This is a genomic window from Mesorhizobium delmotii (genome assembly GCF_900149755.1).
Lineage (GTDB): Bacteria > Pseudomonadota > Alphaproteobacteria > Rhizobiales > Rhizobiaceae > Mesorhizobium > Mesorhizobium delmotii.
In genome coordinates, this window is the sequence record NZ_FUIG01000022.1 from 47,895 (window position 1) to 67,650 (window position 19,756).

21 protein-coding genes and 1 pseudogene are annotated in these 19,756 nt (G+C 61.5%); 10 read left to right on the top strand and 12 right to left on the bottom strand.

All coding sequences use genetic code 11. The features are described from left to right. Window positions 1-23: 23 nt before the first annotated feature. The 7 genes from BQ8482_RS13045 to BQ8482_RS13070 form a co-directional block, all read right to left on the bottom strand. A complete protein-coding gene (locus BQ8482_RS13045) occupies window positions 24-227 on the bottom strand; it encodes a hypothetical protein (RefSeq protein WP_133254763.1) in 204 nt (67 codons plus the stop codon). Continuing rightward, the gene (locus BQ8482_RS38100; RefSeq protein ID WP_165848552.1) at window positions 199-375 is read right to left on the bottom strand and encodes a hypothetical protein; all 177 of its coding nucleotides are present in this window, start codon (window positions 373-375) and stop codon (window positions 199-201) included. The genes BQ8482_RS13045 and BQ8482_RS38100 overlap by 29 nt, the downstream gene beginning before the upstream one ends. A 3-nt stretch (window positions 376-378) precedes the next feature. Next, window positions 379-2,064 carry a cbb3-type cytochrome c oxidase subunit II gene (locus BQ8482_RS13050; RefSeq protein ID WP_123148004.1) on the bottom strand — a complete coding sequence of 562 codons (1,686 nt, stop codon included), beginning with the start codon at window positions 2,062-2,064 and terminating at the stop codon, window positions 379-381. Beyond that, the gene (locus BQ8482_RS13055; protein ID WP_123148060.1) at window positions 2,061-3,482 is read right to left on the bottom strand and encodes a cbb3-type cytochrome c oxidase subunit I; all 1,422 of its coding nucleotides are present in this window, start codon (window positions 3,480-3,482) and stop codon (window positions 2,061-2,063) included. The genes BQ8482_RS13050 and BQ8482_RS13055 overlap by 4 nt, the downstream gene beginning before the upstream one ends. A gap of 161 nt (window positions 3,483-3,643) precedes the next feature. Next, complete coding sequence (locus BQ8482_RS13060; RefSeq protein WP_123148005.1) at window positions 3,644-4,105, bottom strand: c-type cytochrome; 462 nt, start codon at window positions 4,103-4,105, stop codon at window positions 3,644-3,646. Window positions 4,106-4,134: 29 nt separating this feature from the next. Then, on the bottom strand, window positions 4,135-5,271 hold the full coding sequence (locus BQ8482_RS13065; RefSeq protein WP_123148006.1) for a metallophosphoesterase family protein: 1,137 nt from the start codon (window positions 5,269-5,271) through the stop codon (window positions 4,135-4,137). Window positions 5,272-5,361: 90 nt separating this feature from the next. Then, window positions 5,362-6,060 carry a hypothetical protein gene (locus tag BQ8482_RS13070; protein WP_425294098.1) on the bottom strand — a complete coding sequence of 233 codons (699 nt, stop codon included), beginning with the start codon at window positions 6,058-6,060 and terminating at the stop codon, window positions 5,362-5,364. Between the two features lie 309 nt (window positions 6,061-6,369). Between BQ8482_RS13070 and BQ8482_RS13075 the strand changes: the two genes are divergently transcribed. The 5 genes from BQ8482_RS13075 (at window position 6,370) to BQ8482_RS38105 (ending at window position 11,034) form a co-directional block, all read left to right on the top strand. Continuing rightward, complete coding sequence (locus BQ8482_RS13075; RefSeq protein ID WP_244602780.1) at window positions 6,370-6,855, top strand: SCO family protein; 486 nt, start codon at window positions 6,370-6,372, stop codon at window positions 6,853-6,855. Window positions 6,856-6,935: 80 nt separating this feature from the next. Continuing rightward, window positions 6,936-7,163: a hypothetical protein gene (locus BQ8482_RS13080; protein WP_244602781.1), complete on the top strand. Its 228-nt coding sequence runs from the start codon at window positions 6,936-6,938 to the stop codon at window positions 7,161-7,163. A 186-nt stretch (window positions 7,164-7,349) separates the two neighbouring features. After that, window positions 7,350-8,606, top strand: coding sequence for a 5-aminolevulinate synthase (gene hemA / locus BQ8482_RS13085; RefSeq protein ID WP_123148062.1), 1,257 nt, complete (start codon window positions 7,350-7,352; stop codon window positions 8,604-8,606). A 55-nt stretch (window positions 8,607-8,661) separates the two neighbouring features. Beyond that, window positions 8,662-10,305, top strand: coding sequence for a chaperonin GroEL (groL, locus tag BQ8482_RS13090; RefSeq protein WP_123148008.1), 1,644 nt, complete (start codon window positions 8,662-8,664; stop codon window positions 10,303-10,305). Window positions 10,306-10,596: 291 nt separating this feature from the next. Beyond that, on the top strand, window positions 10,597-11,034 hold the full coding sequence (locus tag BQ8482_RS38105) for a Rossmann-fold NAD(P)-binding domain-containing protein (protein WP_165848553.1): 438 nt from the start codon (window positions 10,597-10,599) through the stop codon (window positions 11,032-11,034). Between the two features lie 496 nt (window positions 11,035-11,530). Here the strand turns inward: BQ8482_RS38105 and BQ8482_RS13105 are convergent, their stop codons facing one another. From BQ8482_RS13105 to BQ8482_RS13115, 3 genes and pseudogenes are all read right to left on the bottom strand, one after another. Continuing rightward, window positions 11,531-11,887: a VOC family protein gene (locus BQ8482_RS13105; protein WP_123148010.1), complete on the bottom strand. Its 357-nt coding sequence runs from the start codon at window positions 11,885-11,887 to the stop codon at window positions 11,531-11,533. 105 nt (window positions 11,888-11,992) lie between these two features. Beyond that, window positions 11,993-12,195: pseudogene (locus BQ8482_RS13110) on the bottom strand (DNA mismatch repair endonuclease MutL); the annotation flags it as partial. 260 nt (window positions 12,196-12,455) lie between these two features. After that, on the bottom strand, window positions 12,456-12,821 hold the full coding sequence (locus tag BQ8482_RS13115) for a VOC family protein (protein ID WP_123148011.1): 366 nt from the start codon (window positions 12,819-12,821) through the stop codon (window positions 12,456-12,458). A 149-nt stretch (window positions 12,822-12,970) separates the two neighbouring features. On the opposite strand from BQ8482_RS13115, the gene BQ8482_RS13120 reads away from it, so the two are divergent. Further along, window positions 12,971-13,282, top strand: coding sequence for a hypothetical protein (locus BQ8482_RS13120; RefSeq protein ID WP_244602782.1), 312 nt, complete (start codon window positions 12,971-12,973; stop codon window positions 13,280-13,282). A gap of 10 nt (window positions 13,283-13,292) precedes the next feature. Continuing rightward, window positions 13,293-14,183 (top strand): sigma-70 family RNA polymerase sigma factor, encoded by an 891-nt coding sequence (locus tag BQ8482_RS13125; protein ID WP_165848557.1) that lies wholly within the window; start codon window positions 13,293-13,295, stop codon window positions 14,181-14,183. An 87-nt stretch (window positions 14,184-14,270) separates the two neighbouring features. Here the strand turns inward: BQ8482_RS13125 and BQ8482_RS13130 are convergent, their stop codons facing one another. Then, complete coding sequence (locus BQ8482_RS13130; RefSeq protein ID WP_123148013.1) at window positions 14,271-15,368, bottom strand: AraC family transcriptional regulator; 1,098 nt, start codon at window positions 15,366-15,368, stop codon at window positions 14,271-14,273. Window positions 15,369-15,444: 76 nt separating this feature from the next. On the opposite strand from BQ8482_RS13130, the gene BQ8482_RS13135 reads away from it, so the two are divergent. Then, window positions 15,445-16,557: a DUF1330 domain-containing protein gene (locus BQ8482_RS13135; protein WP_165848554.1), complete on the top strand. Its 1,113-nt coding sequence runs from the start codon at window positions 15,445-15,447 to the stop codon at window positions 16,555-16,557. A 193-nt stretch (window positions 16,558-16,750) separates the two neighbouring features. On the opposite strand, the gene BQ8482_RS13140 is transcribed toward BQ8482_RS13135, so the two are convergent. Beyond that, window positions 16,751-17,908 (bottom strand): sulfite oxidase, encoded by a 1,158-nt coding sequence (locus BQ8482_RS13140; protein ID WP_123148015.1) that lies wholly within the window; start codon window positions 17,906-17,908, stop codon window positions 16,751-16,753. 257 nt (window positions 17,909-18,165) lie between these two features. Between BQ8482_RS13140 and BQ8482_RS13145 the strand changes: the two genes are divergently transcribed. After that, window positions 18,166-18,798 carry a DUF1326 domain-containing protein gene (locus tag BQ8482_RS13145; protein WP_123148016.1) on the top strand — a complete coding sequence of 211 codons (633 nt, stop codon included), beginning with the start codon at window positions 18,166-18,168 and terminating at the stop codon, window positions 18,796-18,798. A gap of 8 nt (window positions 18,799-18,806) precedes the next feature. Continuing rightward, entirely contained in the window at window positions 18,807-19,700 is an 894-nt protein-coding gene (locus BQ8482_RS13150) for a DUF2182 domain-containing protein (RefSeq protein WP_123148017.1), read from the top strand. Window positions 19,701-19,756 lie beyond the last annotated feature (56 nt).

The following is a 19,756-nucleotide window of genomic DNA, read 5'->3' on the forward strand; positions in this document are numbered from 1 at the left end:
CCTAGCGTGCGCGACCGTGCTCCCTAGCCGATCCTTCCCGGCCCGACCCCGCCCCAATAAAGGTAGGCGTAGTAGAGCCCCCAGACGAAAAGAACCGCGTAGACGACCAGCAGCCATACCGGGATATATCCGTGTCGCGACTGGATAGTGCCGCCGGCGTACTCCTCCATCTCGTGGTCCGAACCGTGATCCGAGTCGTCACTCTCCGGTGTGCTTGGCGTTGTCATTTTCCACTTCCCTTTCGTAGAACCTAGTGGCCGCGTCATCGGCGCCGTGGAAGGCACCTGAAAGCACGCCCCAAATAAAGATACAGAGCGCACCAAGGCTCATCAGCAAGGCACTTAGGTAGGGTCCGGTGACCTCAAATCCGAGCATAACTCAGCCTCCTTCAGTAGCATTTTGTTTCTCGGTCACCGATCCGCCGTTACCTTCGCCGAGTTCGGAAGCCTTCTGCGCCGGCCCCCCGCCCGGAACATAGGCCCTATCCGGAGAAGCCGCCTCCAGCGTCAGATCATTAAGCGCCGCGCGATCCGTGTCGCTGATCGTCAGCGGCTGCAATGTGAGCGGGTCCTTATAGGCGGAAAGTGCGAGGACGTAGTACGAGAGCGCCCAGCGGTCCTCCTCGGGCAACGAGTCCCGATAGGAGGGCATAGGCGTGCCGCTCAACCCGGTCGTCATGGTCCGGAAGATATCCTCCACCGCCGCCCCTGACTTGAACTGGCCGCTGGTGAGGTCCGCAGGCACGATGGAGAAGCCGAGATCGTCCTTCAGCCCGGCAGCCTTCTGCCCATCGCCCTTTCCGCCTTGACCATGGCACTCCCAGCATTTCGCGATCTGCCACACTTCCTTGCCGCGATCGATGATTGCCTGAGAAGCAGTGGGCGGCTTTGCGATGTAGAGAGGAGGGCCGGGTGGCTCTTCGATGAAAAATGCATAAGGCTCCGCCGGATCGGAGCGGTCCACCGCCAGTTCGTATTTAATGTACTGGATGACGGCGAGCCGATCCGTGAGAGGCAGTTCATACCAGGCCGGCATCGCCGTGCCGCGTACCCCGCGGGTGATCGTGCGCAAGAGGTCACCGTCAGTCGGTAGTGGCTCCTTGGTCAGCCGGAATTTGAACACAGCAGCCGCGAAGCTTCGCGGGCGCTGTATGTGAAGGAAGGTCGCAGCAGGCCCATTGCCGTCTCCATTCAGGCCATGGCAACCGAGGCATCGCCGCTCATAGACCTCGCGGCCATGGGCGATCCATTCACTCGAACGCGGGAATGTGACTTCGGTCACTTCAAGCTGCTGCGGTTCAAAAAGATCGCGCCACTTGCCGCGGTTCATGCCTAGCTTTTGGACATAAGCGATGAGGCCTTCCAGGTCTTTCGTCTCGGCGGCGATCTTGACCGCGTCGCCTTTGTATTCCTCGTTTGGTATCACAATGACTGGGGCCTTGCCACGCGCCTGCATCGGCACGAACAGGAGCCCGTCGGCGTTTGGCGTGAGCCTGATCTGCTCCTTGCTAGCGAAGTCGAACAGCCCCTCGGAAACCGGCGTCCTTTCCAGCGTACGATTGCCGGCTCCATCATCGACGATCTTGACCGGCTGCTCGGGTTCGTCGAACAGCCCGCGATACGGCGCCATGATCGAATCCGGGGAGAGCATGCGTGGATTCCAGAAATGGGCAAGATGCCACTCGTCGCTGAACTTAAGTCCGACCCGCATCAGATCGGGTCCGATGCGCCGCGTGCCGAACAGATGCGGCACGTCGTAGGCGAATTCGCCTGACTCCGTCACCGGTCCCCAGCGGCGCGTCTCGCCGGTCACCGGGCGCACGTACTGGGAATGACAATACCAGCAACCTTCGCGCAGATACACGTCGCGACCGAGCTGTTGCAGCGGCGTGTAATCGGTGGCCTCAGTCATCATCCATTTGAGCTGGCCGAAATCGGTGCGGACCACGGCGGTCACCCGGTTGGTTCGCGCCGAGGGTTCGAAAAATGGTAGGAAGCCTTGCGTAACGAGGGCGGCGAAGAAGAAAAAGATGCCGGCTACTAGCGTAACGAACCGCGCGCTCATCGGTTCGCCCCGCCAGCCGGAACCGGTGCCGCACCGAATGCCGGACCTTCCGCCACTTCGGCGGGGCGGGTTAGCGCCGTCATCATCAGATTAATGACGAGAAGCGTCATCCCGATATCCATGGTTATGCCACCCATGGTACGTACCAGCCAATAGGGTCGCATCGAGATCACCGTGTCGAGCCATTCGGTGCCGGCCATCCACTGGAAGCCTTGCTGCAGTCCGGCTGCGGTCAGCACCAGGCCCATGGTGGAGATACCGACGGTAATCAGCCAAAATGCCCAATTGCCCATTGTGAACGACCAAAGCTCGCGCCCGCACGCCCGCGGCCAGACATAGACCAGGCCGCCCATTGCCCAGACCACGAACGTCCCGAACACGGTGAGGTGCGAGTGCGAGATGACGAAATCAGTGAAATGGGTCGGCTGCTGGATCGAGCGCAAAGCCTCCGTCGAGCCTTGGAAACACCCTGCCAGGTACATCAGTGAGCCCATGATCAGGAATTTTGCCGGGAGGTTCTGACCGAAGGCTTCCCAGCGGCCCTTCACCGTGCCGAAGAAGTTCACCAGCACCGTCCACACCGGAATGATCAGTAGCATGGAGGTGACGATCGCGATCGTCTCGGCCCAATCGGCGATCGGGCTGTAGAGATAATGATGGATGCCGACGAAGGGGTAGAATAGGGCGAGGGACCAGAAGCCGACGAGCGAGAGCTTGTGGCCATAGATCGGATTGCGCACGCTGAGCGGCAAGAAGTTGTAGATCAGCACGTAGCCCGCCGGCGTGAGCCACAATCCGACGATGTAGTGGATGTAGAGGCCGTGGAAGGCCGCGCTGTTTATGCCAGAAATTGTGTAGGGTAGGATGATGCCCAGTACGAGATTCATCGTCGTCCACACGAAAGCCCCGATCAGATACCAGAGCGCGACATAGAGCGGTGGCTCGAGGCGTCGGCCGATGGCGATCAGAAATTGTGCGGTCGCCACGGCGACAACGAGAAAGATCGGGATTTTGGCGAACAGCGGGAACTCGCCCGCTTCGAGGCCGTGGTTTTCGCCGAACGGCAACGAGATGAGCGCTGCCGCCACGGAGATATTCCACAGCCAGGCCAGCGATACGCTCCATCGCGGCCACGGCACCCGCACACCGCATAGGCGCGGCACCAAGTAATAGCATTCACCGATGAAGAGGGAGGAAAAGGCGCCAAAGATGACGCCGTTGACATGGACCGGCCGCAACCTGCCGAAGGTCAGTCCCAGGGTGGTGCCGAGGTAATCGGGATAATTGAAGAGGCCCGACAGCGCCACACCGATCGACGGTGTGACCAAGAGCCAGAACATGCCCCAATAGAGCCAAGTTCGCACAACCGTCCAGTCGACCAGTTCATCCAGGTCGATACCGGCAAATTTGCCACGCAATGTTTCTTCCACGGGCGCGCCTCTTCCATCACGCGCGCTTGAGCCGCGCGACTTTTCAATACTCCCAATTTTGCCGGCATCGAGACCACCCGATGTCGGTTGCCGGTTTCAGATATCTTCCGGCGCAGCTCGTCCCCTCAGCCCGCGCCAAGCCGAAAGAACTAATGCTTGCCGGGGACCAACACCGAGCCGGCGTTCGACCAGAGGATGTACGCTTCCAAGGCCTTCATTGCCTCCGAATCGAACTCGATCTTTTCGCCCTGATTGGGCTTCTCGATGCACCAGTTGATCATGTCGCGTAGCGTCGCGAATTTGTTGATTTCAACCTGGAACTTCGGGTAGGACTGCGGGTGGGTGTCGGAGGCCATGGGATGGCACATTGCGCAGGCCATTCCCGTCTTGGAGAGGACGACGTTCATCTGTTTGGCGGTCGCCGCATCGCCATGGAACAAGAGGTCGCCCTTCCTGACCTCCTCCATGAGCACCTCGTCGAATAGTTTCAACTGCTCCGGTGTGTGAGGTGCCTTGTGGGCACTGCTGGGGCCGACTACGACGGCGACCACCGCAATCGCAGCGACGGAGAACGGACGGCACAACGTGCCGAGAATCGCTCTGATTGTCATCGCCATTCCTCCCTTAGTATGGCCCTCCCTTAGTATGGCCACATATTGTCGGCCATTCGCGGTCGCAACTTCTCGGGCTGACTAAGCGAGGAATCCGGGTCCGACTGAACGAAAACCTCCTTGCGGCCCCACATGATGTACTCGACGTCGACCTTGTCGTCGGCGTTCACGTTCACGGTTTCCCAGCCAACCCCATCGAAGTGATCGCCGGGGTCGGCCCGGATCATTGGTTTGGTGAGCTTGGGCACGCCCTCCGGCGCATAGGGCCAGGGCCAGGAGGTCGCCAGCATGCCGATCGAGCGCATGGACCCGATCTCGTTGTAGAGTACCTGGTGGACGTGACCATGGATGTTGGTGACCTTGGTATAAGGCTTCAGCACCTCATTCACTTCGCGCCAGTCGCGCACCCAGAAGTTCCAGGGCGGGTAGTACTCGTAGAGCGGATTATGGCTGAAGATGACGATCGGTTTGGATTTGTCCCAGTCGGCGAGCGTCTTCTGCATCCAGTCGAGTTGGTCGCGGCCGACGCCTGCCCACGCGCCGGCAACCGTGCCGTCGAGGGTCGCCATATGGCCCATGCGCTCCTCTGGCGTCATCTTCTTCGCTGTCCAGTAGTCCGGCCCCCGGCTGACCGTATCGAGCCCGATGAAGCGCACGCCCTTGTGATCGAAGGTCCAGTTGGGTTGGCCGAACAACTCGCCCCACTTCTTGCCCATATCCAGATACCAGTCATGCTCGCCCGGGATGTAGTACTTCTTGATCGTCAGATCCTTGAGGAGCTCGACGCCAAGCTCAAGTTCCTCGATCTTTCCGAGCTGGGCCAGGTCGCCGCCGAAGATCAGGAAGTCGGCCGGCGGATCCATGGCCTGGACCTCTTGCACGGCGCGCACCACCTTGTCGACGAAGCGCGTGTTGAGGGATCTCTCGTAGAGATGGGTGTCCGAAATCCAGGCAAACTTGAAGGGCGCTTCGGCGGCGTGAGCGACGTCGATGGTGTTGAGCAGCGGCCACCACGCGAAGGTCTGGCCGACGGAAGCAGCGCCGAACAGCAGCGATCTGTGAATGAAGGTGCGGCGGGTGATTTGCAGCGAGTCGTCAGGGCGTACTCCAGGCGGCTGCAGCACCGCATGCATTTCGCGCCGAATGCGGTCAAGCTCGTCAGACATCAGGGTTCCTCCTCAGTGCAGACCGTTTCTTAAAGCGTCGGTCTTCTCGCAGGAACGCGACCCTGTTGAATCAGTGGGTCGCCCATTTTCTTATTTTTTCAGTTCAATCGTCAGACTGGTGGCCTTATTCTCCTCTACCTTTACGGGCTGCTCGATGGGTCCGGTGAAGGGGTGGATCGCCACGAGCTTGTAGTCCCCAGGCGGTACATCGGGGATGCTGAACTTGCCATCGGCGCCGGTGATCGCGTAGTAGGGATTGTCCACCACATAGACCCAGCCTTCCATCCAGCCATGCGCGTCGCAGTCGATGCGGACTGTGCCGGCGCGCTTCAGTTCGACAGGTATGCGCTGGCCCTTATTGGGCAGCGCCAGGTTGAAGGCGGTGCGCTTGCCATAATAGCCATGGGTGTTGTGGAGCATTGGGTCGCTGTTGACCACCTCCAGCGAACCGGCCGGTATCATCTGAACCGCGGGTTCAAAGCGGCATTTGAGGTTGTTAAGCTCAGGCGGCTTGCCGGGCTCCGGCCAGGCTTTTCCCTTTGCCACGTCGACCAGGTACAGCGCCGCGTTCAGCACGGCCTGATCGCCTCCGATCTCGATCAGCGGCTCCTCGCGGGGGGCCCCGCACACCTCGACATCCTTGGTGGGGATGATCTTTGTTGTCGGCACGTCCCCGCGGTAGACGACCGTACCCTCGATCGTTCCGCCTCCCGTGACCGGACTCTCTTCGTAGGCTTGCGTTGGCGCGGACATCGTCGCAACGAAAGCGATCGCCGCCAGCCCGCTCATCAATTCGCGAATCGTCATAAACGCCACCTCCTTCATTAGGATGAGCGGCAACTTTGTAAAATAGGGCCAAACCAGTACCATGTCTAGCCATTCAGCAAAAAAACATGATAAGGTTCGGCAGTTTAGGCGAGTTTGCTAGTTGCAAACGTCGCGGGTTTTGGAGCGTCTTTCTCGAGGTACCGGAGGTACTTGATGAGCCGACGTCATGAACTCCTCGCTCCGGGCCTACGGTCCCCCATATCCCGCTTCTGCATCATATTCGCAGCGGCCCTGTCGATCTGCCAACCGCTCGCGCGGACTGACTCGCCCGTGACGGTCGGCGGCTCATTCACGCTTACGGCGCCGGACGGAACGACGGTCACCGATGAGACTTATCGCGGCAAATGGCTGCTGGTTTTCTTCGGCTATACCTCTTGTCCCGACATCTGTCCGACGACGCTGTCCTCAATCGCCGCGGCGATTGAGGAACTCGGCCCCGACGCCGCAAAACTGCAACCGCTCTTCATCACCGTCGATCCCGAACGCGACACGCCTGAGGTGATGGGAAGCTTTACCGCGGCGTTCGATCCGCGCATCGTGGGACTGACGGGCAGCCCGCAACAGATCGCTGCGGTTTCGGAGGCATATGGCGCCTATGGTGTGGCGCGCCAGGGCGAGGCGGGCGGTGACGACTACCTAATGGATCACGGCACCCACATCTACATCATGAACCCACAGGGGCAATTTGTGGAGGGGCTAGACTCTGACACACCAAGCAGCGGCATTGCCGCCACGTTGGGTGAACTGGTGCGATGATACGAGCCCCTTGATGACGGAGATCACGATTATGCAGTTGATCGATCTATAGAAAGTTGTCATCCGGAAGGAGAGCGGCCATGCAAAGACATGCAAAGGAAGCTTCGGAGCTTAAGGCATTGATCCTCGCGGATCTTCATAAGGAGCCGGGATGCGGGCACGTCACCGATTTTGTAATTCAGCGGCTCGAAACCAAGAAGAACGGGGCAAACTGGACTGTCAAATACCTGGATCCTAATCAAGAAGGTCTGCGAGACGATTCTGATAAACATCGCGCGAATGTTGCAGCTCAACTTCGACCTTCCTGAACGCGGGTCGTGAGGAACGATGCGAGCGGGATCGGCGCGCATCGCGCTTCGACATAATTCGTATGCAAGCAGAGGAATCGGGCGATGGCGGAACCCACAGCGTTGCACACCGGCAAACCTGGCGGCGTAAAGGACGCCATGGCGCTGCGGCGATTTGGACCTCCGATGACCGGAGATGCGGGCGATATGGCCGATGGGCAGGGGAGTATCTCGGAGCCAGGAATTACGAGTTATGACAGCTTCTTTGCGGATGCGATCGCGCGTCTGCAGGAGGAACGGCGCTACCGTGTGTTCGCGGACCTTGAGCGCATCGCCGGACGCTTTCCCAATGCCGTGTGGCATTCCCCGCATGGACCGAAGGACGTCGTGATCTGGTGCTCCAACGACTATCTCGGGATGGGACAACACCCAAAGGTGGTCGCCGCCATGGTGGAGACTGCTACCCGGCTGGGAACGGGAGCCGGCGGGACGCGCAATATCTCCGGCACCAGCCATCCGCTCGTAGAACTCGAGGGCGAGCTTGCCGATCTCCACGGCAAGGAGGCGGCACTGGTCTTCACGTCCGGCTATGTTTCGAACCAGACTGGCATCTCGACCATCGCCAAGCTGATCCCCGGTTGTCTGATCCTGTCCGATGCGCTCAACCACAATTCGATGATCGAGGGCATCCGCCAGTCCGGTACGGAGAAGAGCATCTTCCGCCACAACGACGTCGATCATCTCGAGGAATTGTTGAAGGCGGCGGGTCCGGATCGGCCAAAACTCATCGTCTTCGAAAGTCTCTATTCGATGGGCGGCGACGTCGCGCCAATCAATCGCATTTGCGAAATCGCCGATCGTTACGGCGCAATGACCTATCTCGACGAGGTCCATGCTGTGGGCATGTACGGCCCTCGCGGCGCCGGCATCGCCGCGCGCGACGGCGCCATGAACCGGATCGATGTGATCGAAGGCACGCTCGCCAAGGCCTTCGGCTGCCTCGGCGGCTATATCACGGGAAGTGCTGTGCTGATCGATGCGGTTCGTTCCTATGCTCCGGGTTTCATCTTCACCACTGCGTTGCCGCCGGCGATCTGCGCCGCGGCCACAGCGGCGATCCGGCATCTGAAAACCTCGCAGTGGGAGCGCAAGCGCCAGCAGGACCGCGTCCGGCGGGTCAAGGCGGCGCTGGGTGCCGCTGCGCTGCCGGTCATCCTGAGCGACACCCATATCGTTCCGGTGGCAGTCGGCGATCCGGCGCATTGCAAAGCGGCGAGCGACCTGCTGCTGAGCGATCACGACATCTATATCCAGCCGATCAATTATCCGACCGTGGCGAAGGGAACTGAGCGGCTGCGCATCACGCCGACACCCTGTCATGAGGACATCATGATTGATCGGCTCGCGGCAGCTTTGTTCGATGTCTGGAATCGGCTCGGGCTGCCACGGGACAATCTCGCCTGAGCGGCCGAATGAAGCTTCGCCGTTCCCCGAAGATTAGGTCTTAAGGATCAAGGAAATGGCTGCCAAGGAGATCATGTTTTCGTTCGAGGCTCGCGACAGTATGCTGCGCGGCATTGACACCCTGGCGAATGCGGTGAGCGTCACGCTTGGCCCGCGGGGGCGCAACGTCGCGATCGGCAGGGAGCACGGCGCGCCGCGGGTCACGAAGGACGGCGTGACCGTCGCCAGGGAAATCGAACTCGACAACAAGTTCGAGAACATGGGCGCCCAGATGGTGCGCGAGATAGCAACAAAAACCTCCTATCAGGCCGGCGACGGCACGACCACCGCCGTGGTGCTCGCGCATGCGATCGCCCGGGAGGGCGCTAAGGCGGTGGCCGCCGGCATGAATCCCATGGACCTGAAGCGCGGCATCGATCTCGCGGTCGAAGCCGTCGTCGCGGAACTCAAAAACAACGCCACGAAGGTCACCTCGAACGTCGAGATTGCGCAGATCGGCACCATCTCGGCCAACGGCGACAGGGAGATCGGCCGCTGCCTCGCCGATGCCATGAAAAGGGTCGGCAATGACGGCGTGATCACTGTCGAGGACGGGACGTCGCTCGAAACCGAACTCGAATTCGTCGAGGGCATGCAGTTCGACCGCGGCTATATCTCGCCCCATTTCATCACCAATCGCGCAAAGATGCGGGTCGAGATGCAGGATGCCTATGTCCTCATCAGCGAGAAGAAACTGTCCAGTCTGAACGAAACACTGCCGCTGCTGGAGAACGTGGTGCAGGCCGGCAAGCCCCTGCTCATCATAGCCGAGGATGTCGAGAGTGAGGTGATTGCGGCGCTGGTGGTCAACAAGTTGCGCGGCGCTCTCAAGGTTGCAGCCGTGAAGGCGCCGGCCTACGGAAACCGCCGCAAGGCGATGCTGCAGGATCTCGCGCTGATGACCGGCGGAACGGTGATCTCCGAGGATTTGGGCATCAAGCTCGAACATGCTTCCCTCGATATGCTCGGGCGCACCAAGAAGGTGATGATCGACAAGGCAAACACCACGATCGTCGGCGGCGCCGGCGAGCGGGAAAGAATCGAGGCCCGCATCGCCGAGATCAAGCTCGAGCTTGCGGAAACCACCTCCGATTTCGACCGCGAGAACCTCCAGGAGCGGCTGGCCAGGCTCGCCGGTGGCGTCGCCGTTATCCGGGTCGGCGGTGCAACCGAAGTCGAGGTCAGGGAGAAGAAGGATCGCATCGATGACGCGATGAACGCGACAAGAGCCGCGGTTGCAGAGGGCATTCTCCCCGGCGGTGGGGTCGCCTTGCTGCGCGCCGGCAGGGCGCTCAAGAAGCTCAAGGGCAGCAACGAGGACCAGCAGGTCGGCATCGCGATCGTCAGGAAGGCGATCACGTGGCCGGCTCGGCAAATCGCGATCAATGCCGGCCTGGAAGGCTCGGTCGTCATCGCCCGGATCCTCGAAAACGACGACAACGCCTATGGCTATGATGCCCAATCGGGCGTGTACGGGGATCTGGTGTCAAAGGGCATCATCGACCCGGTCAAGGTGGTGCGAACGGCGCTGCAGGGCGCAGCCTCGGTGGCAGGCCTCCTCATCATGACGGAGGCCATGGTGGCCGAAGTGCCTGGCCCGCCGCCGCCGGAGCTTCCCGGTCACGAGCATCATCATCACGATATGGATTTGGATTTCTGACCGCTTCGCGGTCGTAATCCGGGCTCGCGGCCGTCAACAATGATCTCGTCCGCTATCGAGGTGAGACAAGTCGTCGAGGATCACGGTATCCAAGGTCGGCTCATGGCGCTACCTTCGTGTTCGAGAACCGGAAGGATTGATCGCGACGCCTTCATTCCGCCGCTTCTAGCCTGGCCCGCCCAGCAGCTGCAGCCGTTCATTGGCTGCCGATCACCATGCGGTTGCCCTCGCTGTCGAGAAATTCCGCCCACCGTGCGGCCTGGCGGCCAGGGCGCCTCCGGCGGTTCGGTGATGATCTCGACGCCGCCCGCCTTCAAAGCGGCGATCGTGGCCTCGACATCGTCGTCGGCGCGCAGCGCCGACGGCTATGAGATCACGTTCGCAACCAACCACCTGGGCCACTACCTGCTGCTCCGCCTGCTGATGCCCCGGCTTGCCGATGACGCCAACGTGATCATCACGACGAGCGGCACGCACGATCCCGCCGACCAGACGTCGTTTCCGCCTCCGCGACACGCCGACGGATGGCTCCTCGCCTACCCCCGAACGGGATTCCGGCGTCGACCACTCGTCGCGCGTGGCGGCTGGCCGCGCCTTCTACGCCGCATCGAAGCTGGCGAACCTGCTCACCGCCCGCCGGCTGGCGCGGTTGGCCGAGGAAGAGGGACGTGGATGGACGATCTTCGCCTTTTGCCCCGGGCAGGTGCCGGGCACGGGCCTCGTTCGTGATTACTCGGCGCCGATGCGCCTGGGCTGGTGGCTGGCCGGCACAAGCGGGCGCTCCGTTCGTGGCCCGCCTGATGGGAGTGAACACGGCACGGGCAGCGGCCGCCACTCACCGGCCTGGCGCAGGACGACGTACGCCCGCCGGGTCGTCTCTACGCCGCCGTGCGGCGAGGGAAGATCACCTGGCCGGACCTCTCGGAGCTGGCCCGCCGCGACGACGTCGCCGTCGCGATGTGGCGCATCAGCGAAGTGCTGGTGGGCATGTCGGACGCCCCGTGCCCGGATGAGCGCACGCGGCGACCTGACGTTGCTGGGCGGCGAGAGGGATTTTCTGCACCTCCTGCCGCGGAGCATTCTTACTCGTTGGAACAGACGAGACCGACAGCAGCAATCCACCGATAGTGTTGAAAAAGTCCGGCAGAGCAGGGTGATTTGCCTTCGAATCTCCATCCCGCTCCAAGTCTTTACTTGGTCGCGCGTCCGGACGGAAAACCGGCATTTAAGCAGCCCCGGCTTTGTGCGCCAAAGGATGCCTCGGCTGGTAGAGGCCAAGCGAGCCGCCACTGGGAAGCGAGACATGCGTGAGCAGGCCCCAGCCTTCATCGGTGACCGAAGTGCATTCAACATCGTGCGATTTCAGCTCTTGGATTGTGGCATTGATGTCTTCGCACATGAGATAGACTTCGTGGCTGTCGTTTTCGGCGACCGGGTGAACGGCAATCTCGGCCGGCGGCAATGCGAAGATCAACCAGCCTTCGCCAGCATCGATTGCTGGAAAACGCAGAACATTGCGAAAAAATGCGCGGTCTGCCTCGGCATCTGTGCTGTAGATGATCATGTGTGCGCCGGAAATCATGGCTCCTTACCTCCCTGAAAGTGATGCGAACAAGCTATTGCCGTTGCAAACGACGTTTCGGCGCTACCGCCGTCCACACAGCCGCTCGATATCGACAAGCTTCAGTTAGATATAGGTCGGTCGGCCGTGATTGCAGGTGCCGGAACCCGGCGTTGCTTCCATCTGGCGGAGCAGTGCATTCATTTCTTCCGGCCGAAGCTGCCGGCCGAGCGCACCGAGCCGTGGCACGCCATGGTAGCGGCGATTTTGTCGAAACGCTGCTTCAGCGTATCGGCGGTGTCAGTCTCAGCGATCTCGTCGGCAAGATCGCCGAGCCTTGGCCGCACCGTTTATCGAAAAGTGAGACGACTGGGTATCACTCGGTCGGCGCAGAGAGCATTTCCGACGATATTCAACCTCTCGCCCCGGGGGAAACTTCAAGGGCAAATCGTGACTCTGAGCTGCCCCTTTCATCAGTCTATTTCGCTGCCCGGTAGTTGACAGTCGCAGCAACCAACGCTGATGACACCTTCTCCAGCCGTTCATGGGCGCGTCAAAATTGAAATGCCCGCTCTCCGGCTGCACCCGCTCATTGGCTGCCGATCACCATCCGGTTGCCCTCGCTGTCGCGAAATTCCGCCACCGTGCGGCCTGGCTGCCAGGGCGCCTCCTGCGGTTCGGTGATGATCTCGACGCCGCCCGCCTTCAGAGCGGCGATCGTGGCCTCGACATCGTCGCCGACCAGCACCAGCACTGGGTCCGCGCCTGGCGTGTCGTCGGCGCGCCTCACGAAATGCAGGTTCGTCACGGCGCCGGGAAATTTCAGCTCGATCCAGCGCCAGCCGCTATCGCCCATCTTCTCGTCGGCCGCGACCTTGCAGGCGAAATGCCTGGTGTAGAACGCCTTGGCGCGGTCCTGGTCGAATACCGGCAGTTCGGCAAACTGGATGTGCATGGTCGTCTCTCCTGCTCCTCGATGGCTGCTGCGTAGCCGTCCACAGCTGGAAGACGGATCCGGGCGGCCGAAGAGATTTATAGCGTGCGAGAATCCTTTCGGGAACGCGAAACGTCTTCTGCTCAGACCAACCATTCAGGAGACGAACCATGGGCTACAAACTCATTCGCTACAGCGTGAAAGACACCGGGCTGGAAGAGAACCGCGCGCTGGTGGCAAAAGTGTTCGAGGCGCTGGATGAGACGACGCCGCAGAGCGTGCGCTATCTCGTGCTCGAATTGGACGACGGCGAGTTCGTCCACGTCGTCGGCGAGGGAAATGACACATCCGCGCTGACCGGGCTTGCGGCCTTCGAGGCGTTCACGCAAAACCATGCGGAGCGACGTTCTACCCCGGTCAAGCGATCGCCTGCCAAAATCATCGGCAACTACCATGTGCTTGAGGACGGCAAAGCCGGATAGAATGGACGCCATGATCCCACAAAAATTCGACCGGCCGGCGCTGGAGGCGATGCTCTCCGGGTTGCGTCCCAAACTGCACCGCTACTGCGCCCGCATGGCCGGCTCCGTGATCGACGGCGAAGACATCGTGCAGGAGACGCTCATGAAGGCGCTGCAGGCGGTCGACGGCAGCATCACGGTCGAGCGGCCCGAGCAATGGCTGTTTCGCATCGCCCACAATGCCGCGCAGGACCATCTGCGCCGGCGCCATCGGGAAAGGTCGCGCATGACCGAGACCGACATGACTGCCATCGAGGATCCCTCCGGCAGCGCCGACAGCAGGCTCGCCGCGGCGGCCGGCCTGCGCAGCTTCATGCAGCTTTCGGTGGCGCAGCGCAGCGCCGTGATCCTGGTCGACGTGCTTGGCCTTTCGCTGCATGAGACCTGCGAGGTGACCGGCGCGACGCTGGCCGCCACCAAGGCGGCACTGCATCGCGGGCGGGCGCAGCTGCGCGTGCTGGCAGCCGAGCCCGAACAGGTGGCCGCGCCACGGCTCGACGCCGATGACGAGCGGCGGCTGCGCCGCTATGTCGACCTGTTCAATGCGCGCGACTTCGACGCGGTCAGGGCGCTGATCGCCGAGGATATCCAGCTCGAACTCGTCAACCGCCTCCGCCTGCGCGGCAAGGCCGAAGTGTCGACCTATTTCGGCAATTACGACCGCATAAGCGACTGGACGCTGTCGCTGGGTCTTGTCGACGGCCGGCCGGCGATCCTGATCCGCAACCCGCAGGAGCCGGACGGCGCCATCCGCGGCTTCATGCTGGTCGAATGGCGGGACGAGCGGGTCGTCCAGATCCGCGATTTTCGCTATGCACCTTGGTGCCTGGTCGATGCCGAGATCAGCGCGGTGGAGGGGTAGGGGAGGGCTGGAAATGGTGCGGAGATGGCGCGCGAAGGCGTCTGTCGGGGCATATTGTGTTCCTCAAATTGGCCTCCGGCCGCCCGGCTATCCGCGCCGGCCGCCGCGCCAGCCAGCCGGCGAGACGCCCGCGAGCTTCTTGAAGCTCCGGCTGAAGGCCGCTTCGGACTCATAGCCGACATCACGCCCGACCGCCGAGACTTTGGCCAGCCCATCAGTGAGCAGTCGTGCGGCCAGTTGTACGCGCCATCGCGTGATATATTGCATCGGTGGGCAGCCGACGAGACGCGTGAAGCGGGCCGCAAGGACGGACCGCGAGACGCCGGTTTCGCGTGCGAGTTCTTCAATTGTCCAGCCACGCGCCGGATTCTCGTGGACGAGCGCAACAGCCCGGCCGACGGCAGGGTCGCGCAAGCCGGCCAGCCAGCCGGTCTGCTCCGGCGGCAGTGCCTCAAGATAGCGGCGAACGACCTCAACGAACATCAGCTCGCTGAGGCGCAGACGGATGCATTCAGCGCCGGGCCGTTGAACGGACACCTCTGCCAGCGTTAGCTCGATCAGCCGGTCGAGCAGATCGCTCGGTGCGCCGGCCGCGCGCCGAATGCGTATCAGCGGAGGAAGGGCCCCGAGCAGAGGATTGAATGGCCGTGCATCGCAACCAAGAAAACCGCAGACATATCTTGTCAGGAGGGGGCCGTCGCCACCTTCGTTGACCACGAAAGGCAGTTGTCCAGCCGCCATGGCGCGAAAGAAATCGAGCGAATCTTCCGGGCTCAAACCTGATCGCACTCCGGGCGCACTGCACATCGCGTACGAATCCTCATGCGGGATCACAAGTATGTCGCCTTCGGCAAACTCCATCGGCGAACCCTCATTGATGCTGACCGAGCCCGATCCTTGGGTGATGATGTGGTAGGAAACCACGTGTTGGGCGCGCGGCAGGATGAGATGGGCAAATGAATCCGCCCGCGGCACTTCCACACTCCAGGGCGAAGAGGCGTCGACCCAGAAGAAAAGCGCGCCGGTGAGCTTTATCACGCGCAGCACATCTGAAAGCACATCCTTGTCCGGCACGGCCGAAGGTGCGGCATCGGCAACGACCTCTTCCGGTGGCCGCCCAGGCGATGGCGCAAGAACGGACGCTGCGGCAAGCGATTGAGACGCTGGGTCATGGAGCGTGCCCATGGCCAAGTCTACTATGCGCCGAACAGCATATCCACCGCGCATCCCGTGCAGTCCATGCGATCAACGGAGGTCGGCCATGTCTACTTATTGCTTCTTCGACGTGCGTGAAATCACCGACCAAGCCAAAGTCGGGCAGTATCTGGCAGGGGTCTTTGCAACGGTTGAACAATATGGAGGGCGCTATTTGGTGCTGGGCGGGAAATCCGACCTTGTCGAAGGAGACTGGCAGCCGGTCTATCCGGTCATCGTCGAATTTGCCGACGGCGAACATGCCCAGCGCTGGTACTCATCGCCTGAATACGAGCCGCTGAAGGCGCTTCGCGTCGCCGGAGCCCGATCCAACGCAGTGTTCCTTGAAGGTGCCACGCCGGGATCTGTGGACGCGGCGGTCCAGACCCACCGGGGTAAGACATCGAAAACTCCGGCTGAAATCTACGACTCACTGTTCGTTCCAGCGCTGTTCCGACAATGGGGGCCTATCGTCGCCGCCGAGGCGCGAATAGGGAAGGGCGACCGCGTGATCGACATCGCCTGCGGTACGGGTGTGCTGGCGCTCGCAGCCCTCGATCGCGTTCGCGCGGAGGGCAAGGTGGTCGGGCTTGACCCCAATCCCGATATGCTTTGCGTTGCCCGCCGCAAAAGCACTCGCATCGATTGGCGAGAAGGGCGCGCCGAGCAGATTCCTTTCCCGGATGAAAGCTTCGACGCCGCAGTCAGCCAGTTCGGCCTGATGTTCTTCGAGGATCGAGCAGCCGGACTGCGGGAAATGCTGCGCGTGCTTAAGACCGGCGGCCGGCTCGCCGTCGCGGTCTGCGACTCGCTCGACCAGTCGCCCGGCTATGCCGCAGTGGCGACTATGCTTGAACGGCTGTTTGGAAGCGACGTTGCGAATGCGTTCCGCGCGCCCTTTGCGCTCGGCAATGCGGAGTTACTGCGCTCGCTCTGCGCGAAGGCAGGCATAGAGCGTGCCGAGGTGAAGCGGCACCGCGGAACGGTCCGTTTTGCCTCGATCGAGTCGCTGATCTCGACTGAAAGAGCCTGCATCTGGACGTTGGGCGGGCTTTTGGACAACGAGCAGTTTAAGCGGCTTCTGGAGGAGGCCGAGCGAGCACTCATGCCTTTCGTGACAGCGGTCGGCGCCGTCGCTTTCGACATGCCGGCGCTCGTCGTCACGGCATCCAAGGACTGACGCTGGGGACCGATTTCCAGTATTCCGGCCGTCCCATGTCCCCATGGACGAGACGAATCGCAACAGTCCACCCGAAGCGGTCGTTCCGGGCATCTACGATGCGCGTCTATTTTGCCTGCCGCGCGGACCTAAAGATTGCTTGGACAACCAGTCTGCGATCAGGCGCTGCCTGCTTCACCTTCCCGCGTAGTTCTTAGTCGACACGCACGCGGCGCGTCACCTGGCCATTGCTTTCCCAGTATGTGTGTTTCTTGGCAATCAAGGGATCGTCCATTGCCGGTTGAACTTGTCCCGTGGTGCTGACCGCGCGCGAGGTCACCGTGTGTTCGCCGGGAGAGGGATTTGCCCAATCCAGGGACCAAATCTTCCAGGCGTGTTCGGCCTCCTCACTGCGGTCAATGGTCGCCGATGCCCATGGCGCTTGATCGATTTGCACTTCGACCCGGTCGATCGGTGCCCCCCAAGCTGCCCCAATGACGCGGTAGTTTGAGTCTTTCCGGGTGACCTTCGCAGGCGCGGACTTTATCCGTGCCCGGCCGACTGAGCTCTCGGTCCACACGGTCTCGCCGTTGTGCTCTTCCTCCCGGATGGTGACATAGTCACGGGCCATCAGAAGGCTCATGAAGCGGGTGTCGCGAACCTCGATGCGCTCCAGCCACTTGACGTTGGCGATGCCGTACCAGCCTGGAGCAATCAGCCGCAGCGGAAAACCATTGGCCGGCGGCAAGGCCGTTCCGTTCATTTCATAGCAGAGCAGATTGTCGGGATTCATCGCGTCGGCGAGCGACATGCTGCGCGCGAAGTTCTGCTGCATCTTGACGTCGCGTATCGGGACCTCGCCCTTGTCAGTACCGAAAAAGACGACCTCGATGCCCTTCTCCATAACGCCGGCTTCCTCGAGGATCGGGGCGAGCGGCGTCCCTGCCCAGCGGGCATTGCCGATGCCGCCGGTAAAAAAGGGAAACCCGTGGTTGCCCGAGCATTCCACTGTGAAAACGACCTCCTGGCGCGGTCGCGCCTTGATGTCGGCGAGTGTCAATTTCAAGGGCTTCTTGACCAGCCCCCCGATCTCCATGGACCATGTCTTCTCGTCGATCGTTGGTCGATTGAAATGCGAGATGCTGAAGAACTTGTGGTTTGGAGTTATCCAGCTATCCAAATCCTCCCAGACAAGCTGCTTCTGGATACCGACCGGATCGGGATTTTCGGTCGGCTGGTCCAGCCACGCAATAACCTCCTCGCTCGGCCGTGTTGGAAAAGCGTAAGCCCGACGCGAGGTATAGAGAGCAGCAATTGCGGCAAGAGCCGCGCTTCCTTGAACAAGAAGTTCTCTGCGCTGAAAATCAGGCATGTTGTTTACCTCCCAGTTGATCCGGAACGGGCTGCAACGTGCCTTAGGCCGTAGCCTGATCACGGATAGGCGACACAATGCGAGCTCTGCCCAACCGGAAGTATCCGGATAGGTCAGACAATCACCGACGCACGTCAAGCATGTGAAGCATTGGACGAAACACCAGCTCGCGTTTCGCACGCTAAGAGTGCGCCTTTGAGAGGGAAGAGTCCAGGTGTATGATGATGGTCTAATATTTCGACATCAGGGAGGACAGCATGACGTCTTGGGAAATCAAGGGACGTGAACTCGTCAATTGCACCTGCGAATATGGCTGCAACTGTCAATTCAATGCGTTGCCCGACAAAGGCCATTGCCATGCCGTTGCCGGCATTCAGATCGATGAGGGTCATCATGGCGAAACCGCTCTCGATGGCCTGCGGATCGCCGCGATCTTCAAATGGCCTGGCGCGATCCACGAAGGCAATGGCGAAGCCATCGCTTTCGTCGACGAGAATGCAACCGACCGGCAGCGTGACGCGCTGCTGCGCATCATGACCGGCCAGGACACCGACCCGTTCGCGACGATGTTCGCCGTCTACGCCTCGACCGTGACAAAAATGAATGAGCCAGTTTTTACCAAGATCGATCTCGACCTCGACATTGATGGCCGCAGGGGCCGCATCTTCGTCAAGGATTACATCGAAACGGTCGGCGAACCGATCCGCAACAAGGTGACGGGCGCGGACTCGCGCGCGCAGATCGTGTTGCCGAACGGCTTCGAATATGCGGTCGCCGAGATCGGCAGTGCTTCGAGCACAACCAGCGGCCCGGTTCAGGCGACCACGAAGGACAGTTACGGCCAGTTCGCGCGGCTGCATCTCAACAATCACGGGGTGGTGCGAGCCTGACGCCTCGCATGAACGGCGCGTCGCCACTGGAACGGCTGCTCAGACGCGACCGCGTCATCACGATTGCGGGCGTGGTGGCGCTGTGCCTGCTGGCCTGGCTTTACATCGTCGCCGGTGCAGGGCTCGGCATGAATGCGTGGGAGATGTCGAGGCTCGCGCTCTTCCCCCACCAGCAAACTGCCGGCGTGACCTCCGATATGTCCGGCATGGATATGTCTGGCATGGACATGCCCGGCATGGACATGAGCACGATGGCCACGGCGACGGAACCGCGGGTCTGGGGGGCCGCGAACTGGGCACTGATGATCGCCATGTGGTGGGTCATGATGATCGCCATGATGTCCCCGAGCGCGGCGCCGACCATCCTGCTCTACGCGCGCGTGCATCGCCATGCGCTCGCACAGGGGCAGATCCAGGACAGGCTCGCGCCGACCGGCGTATTTATGGCAGGCTACCTCCTGGTCTGGCTGGGGTTCTCCGTCGCGGCCACCGCGTTGCATTGGCTGCTCGAACGCGAGGCATTCGTTTCCGCGACGATGATGAGTTCGCAAAGCCGCTGGCTTTCAGCCATCGTCCTGATCGCCGCGGGCCTCTATCAGCTCTCGCCGCTCAAGAATGCCTGCCTGTCGCATTGCCGGGCACCGACGGCGTTCCTTGCCCGGCACTGGCGTCCCCACGCACTCGGCGCGCTGCGTTTGGGCGCACTGCACGGGGCGTTTTGTGTCGGATGCTGCTGGATGCTGATGGCGTTGTTGTTCGTGGGGGGCATCATGAACTTGGTGTGGGTTGCCGGGCTCGCCATTCTGGTGCTGGTTGAAAAGGCGTTTCCTGCCGGCCAGTGGGTTGGCCGGGCGGCCGGCATCGTCCTGATCGCCTGGGGCAGCGCTACGCTTTTGGTCTGACGACCAGACCAATCGCTTTTTGATGCAAACTGCATCGCCCCGCTCGGCCAAGCCGG

Excerpts from the sequence above, each read along its gene's own strand:
- BQ8482_RS13150 (WP_123148017.1), top strand. The coding sequence starts at position 18,807 with ATGAACGGCGCGTCGCCACTGGAACGGCTGCTCAGACGCGACCGCGTC.
- BQ8482_RS13105 (WP_123148010.1), bottom strand. The coding sequence starts at position 11,887 with ATGATTTCCGGCGCACACATGATCATCTACAGCACAGATGCCGAGGCA.
- BQ8482_RS13135 (WP_165848554.1), top strand. The coding sequence starts at position 15,445 with ATGTCTACTTATTGCTTCTTCGACGTGCGTGAAATCACCGACCAAGCC.
- BQ8482_RS13130 (WP_123148013.1), bottom strand. The coding sequence starts at position 15,368 with ATGGGCACGCTCCATGACCCAGCGTCTCAATCGCTTGCCGCAGCGTCC.
- BQ8482_RS13050 (WP_123148004.1), bottom strand. The coding sequence starts at position 2,064 with ATGAGCGCGCGGTTCGTTACGCTAGTAGCCGGCATCTTTTTCTTCTTC.
- BQ8482_RS13115 (WP_123148011.1), bottom strand. The coding sequence starts at position 12,821 with ATGCACATCCAGTTTGCCGAACTGCCGGTATTCGACCAGGACCGCGCC.
- BQ8482_RS13125 (WP_165848557.1), top strand. The coding sequence starts at position 13,293 with ATGATCCCACAAAAATTCGACCGGCCGGCGCTGGAGGCGATGCTCTCC.
- BQ8482_RS13140 (WP_123148015.1), bottom strand. The coding sequence starts at position 17,908 with ATGCCTGATTTTCAGCGCAGAGAACTTCTTGTTCAAGGAAGCGCGGCT.
- BQ8482_RS13080 (WP_244602781.1), top strand. The coding sequence starts at position 6,936 with ATGCAAAGACATGCAAAGGAAGCTTCGGAGCTTAAGGCATTGATCCTC.
- hemA (WP_123148062.1), top strand. The coding sequence starts at position 7,350 with ATGGCCGATGGGCAGGGGAGTATCTCGGAGCCAGGAATTACGAGTTAT.
- BQ8482_RS38100 (WP_165848552.1), bottom strand. The coding sequence starts at position 375 with ATGCTCGGATTTGAGGTCACCGGACCCTACCTAAGTGCCTTGCTGATG.
- BQ8482_RS13120 (WP_244602782.1), top strand. The coding sequence starts at position 12,971 with ATGGGCTACAAACTCATTCGCTACAGCGTGAAAGACACCGGGCTGGAA.
- BQ8482_RS13065 (WP_123148006.1), bottom strand. The coding sequence starts at position 5,271 with ATGTCTGACGAGCTTGACCGCATTCGGCGCGAAATGCATGCGGTGCTG.
- BQ8482_RS13060 (WP_123148005.1), bottom strand. The coding sequence starts at position 4,105 with ATGACAATCAGAGCGATTCTCGGCACGTTGTGCCGTCCGTTCTCCGTC.
- BQ8482_RS13145 (WP_123148016.1), top strand. The coding sequence starts at position 18,166 with ATGACGTCTTGGGAAATCAAGGGACGTGAACTCGTCAATTGCACCTGC.
- BQ8482_RS38105 (WP_165848553.1), top strand. The coding sequence starts at position 10,597 with ATGATCTCGACGCCGCCCGCCTTCAAAGCGGCGATCGTGGCCTCGACA.
- groL (WP_123148008.1), top strand. The coding sequence starts at position 8,662 with ATGGCTGCCAAGGAGATCATGTTTTCGTTCGAGGCTCGCGACAGTATG.
- BQ8482_RS13070 (WP_425294098.1), bottom strand. The coding sequence starts at position 6,060 with ATGAGCGGGCTGGCGGCGATCGCTTTCGTTGCGACGATGTCCGCGCCA.
- BQ8482_RS13045 (WP_133254763.1), bottom strand. The coding sequence starts at position 227 with ATGACAACGCCAAGCACACCGGAGAGTGACGACTCGGATCACGGTTCG.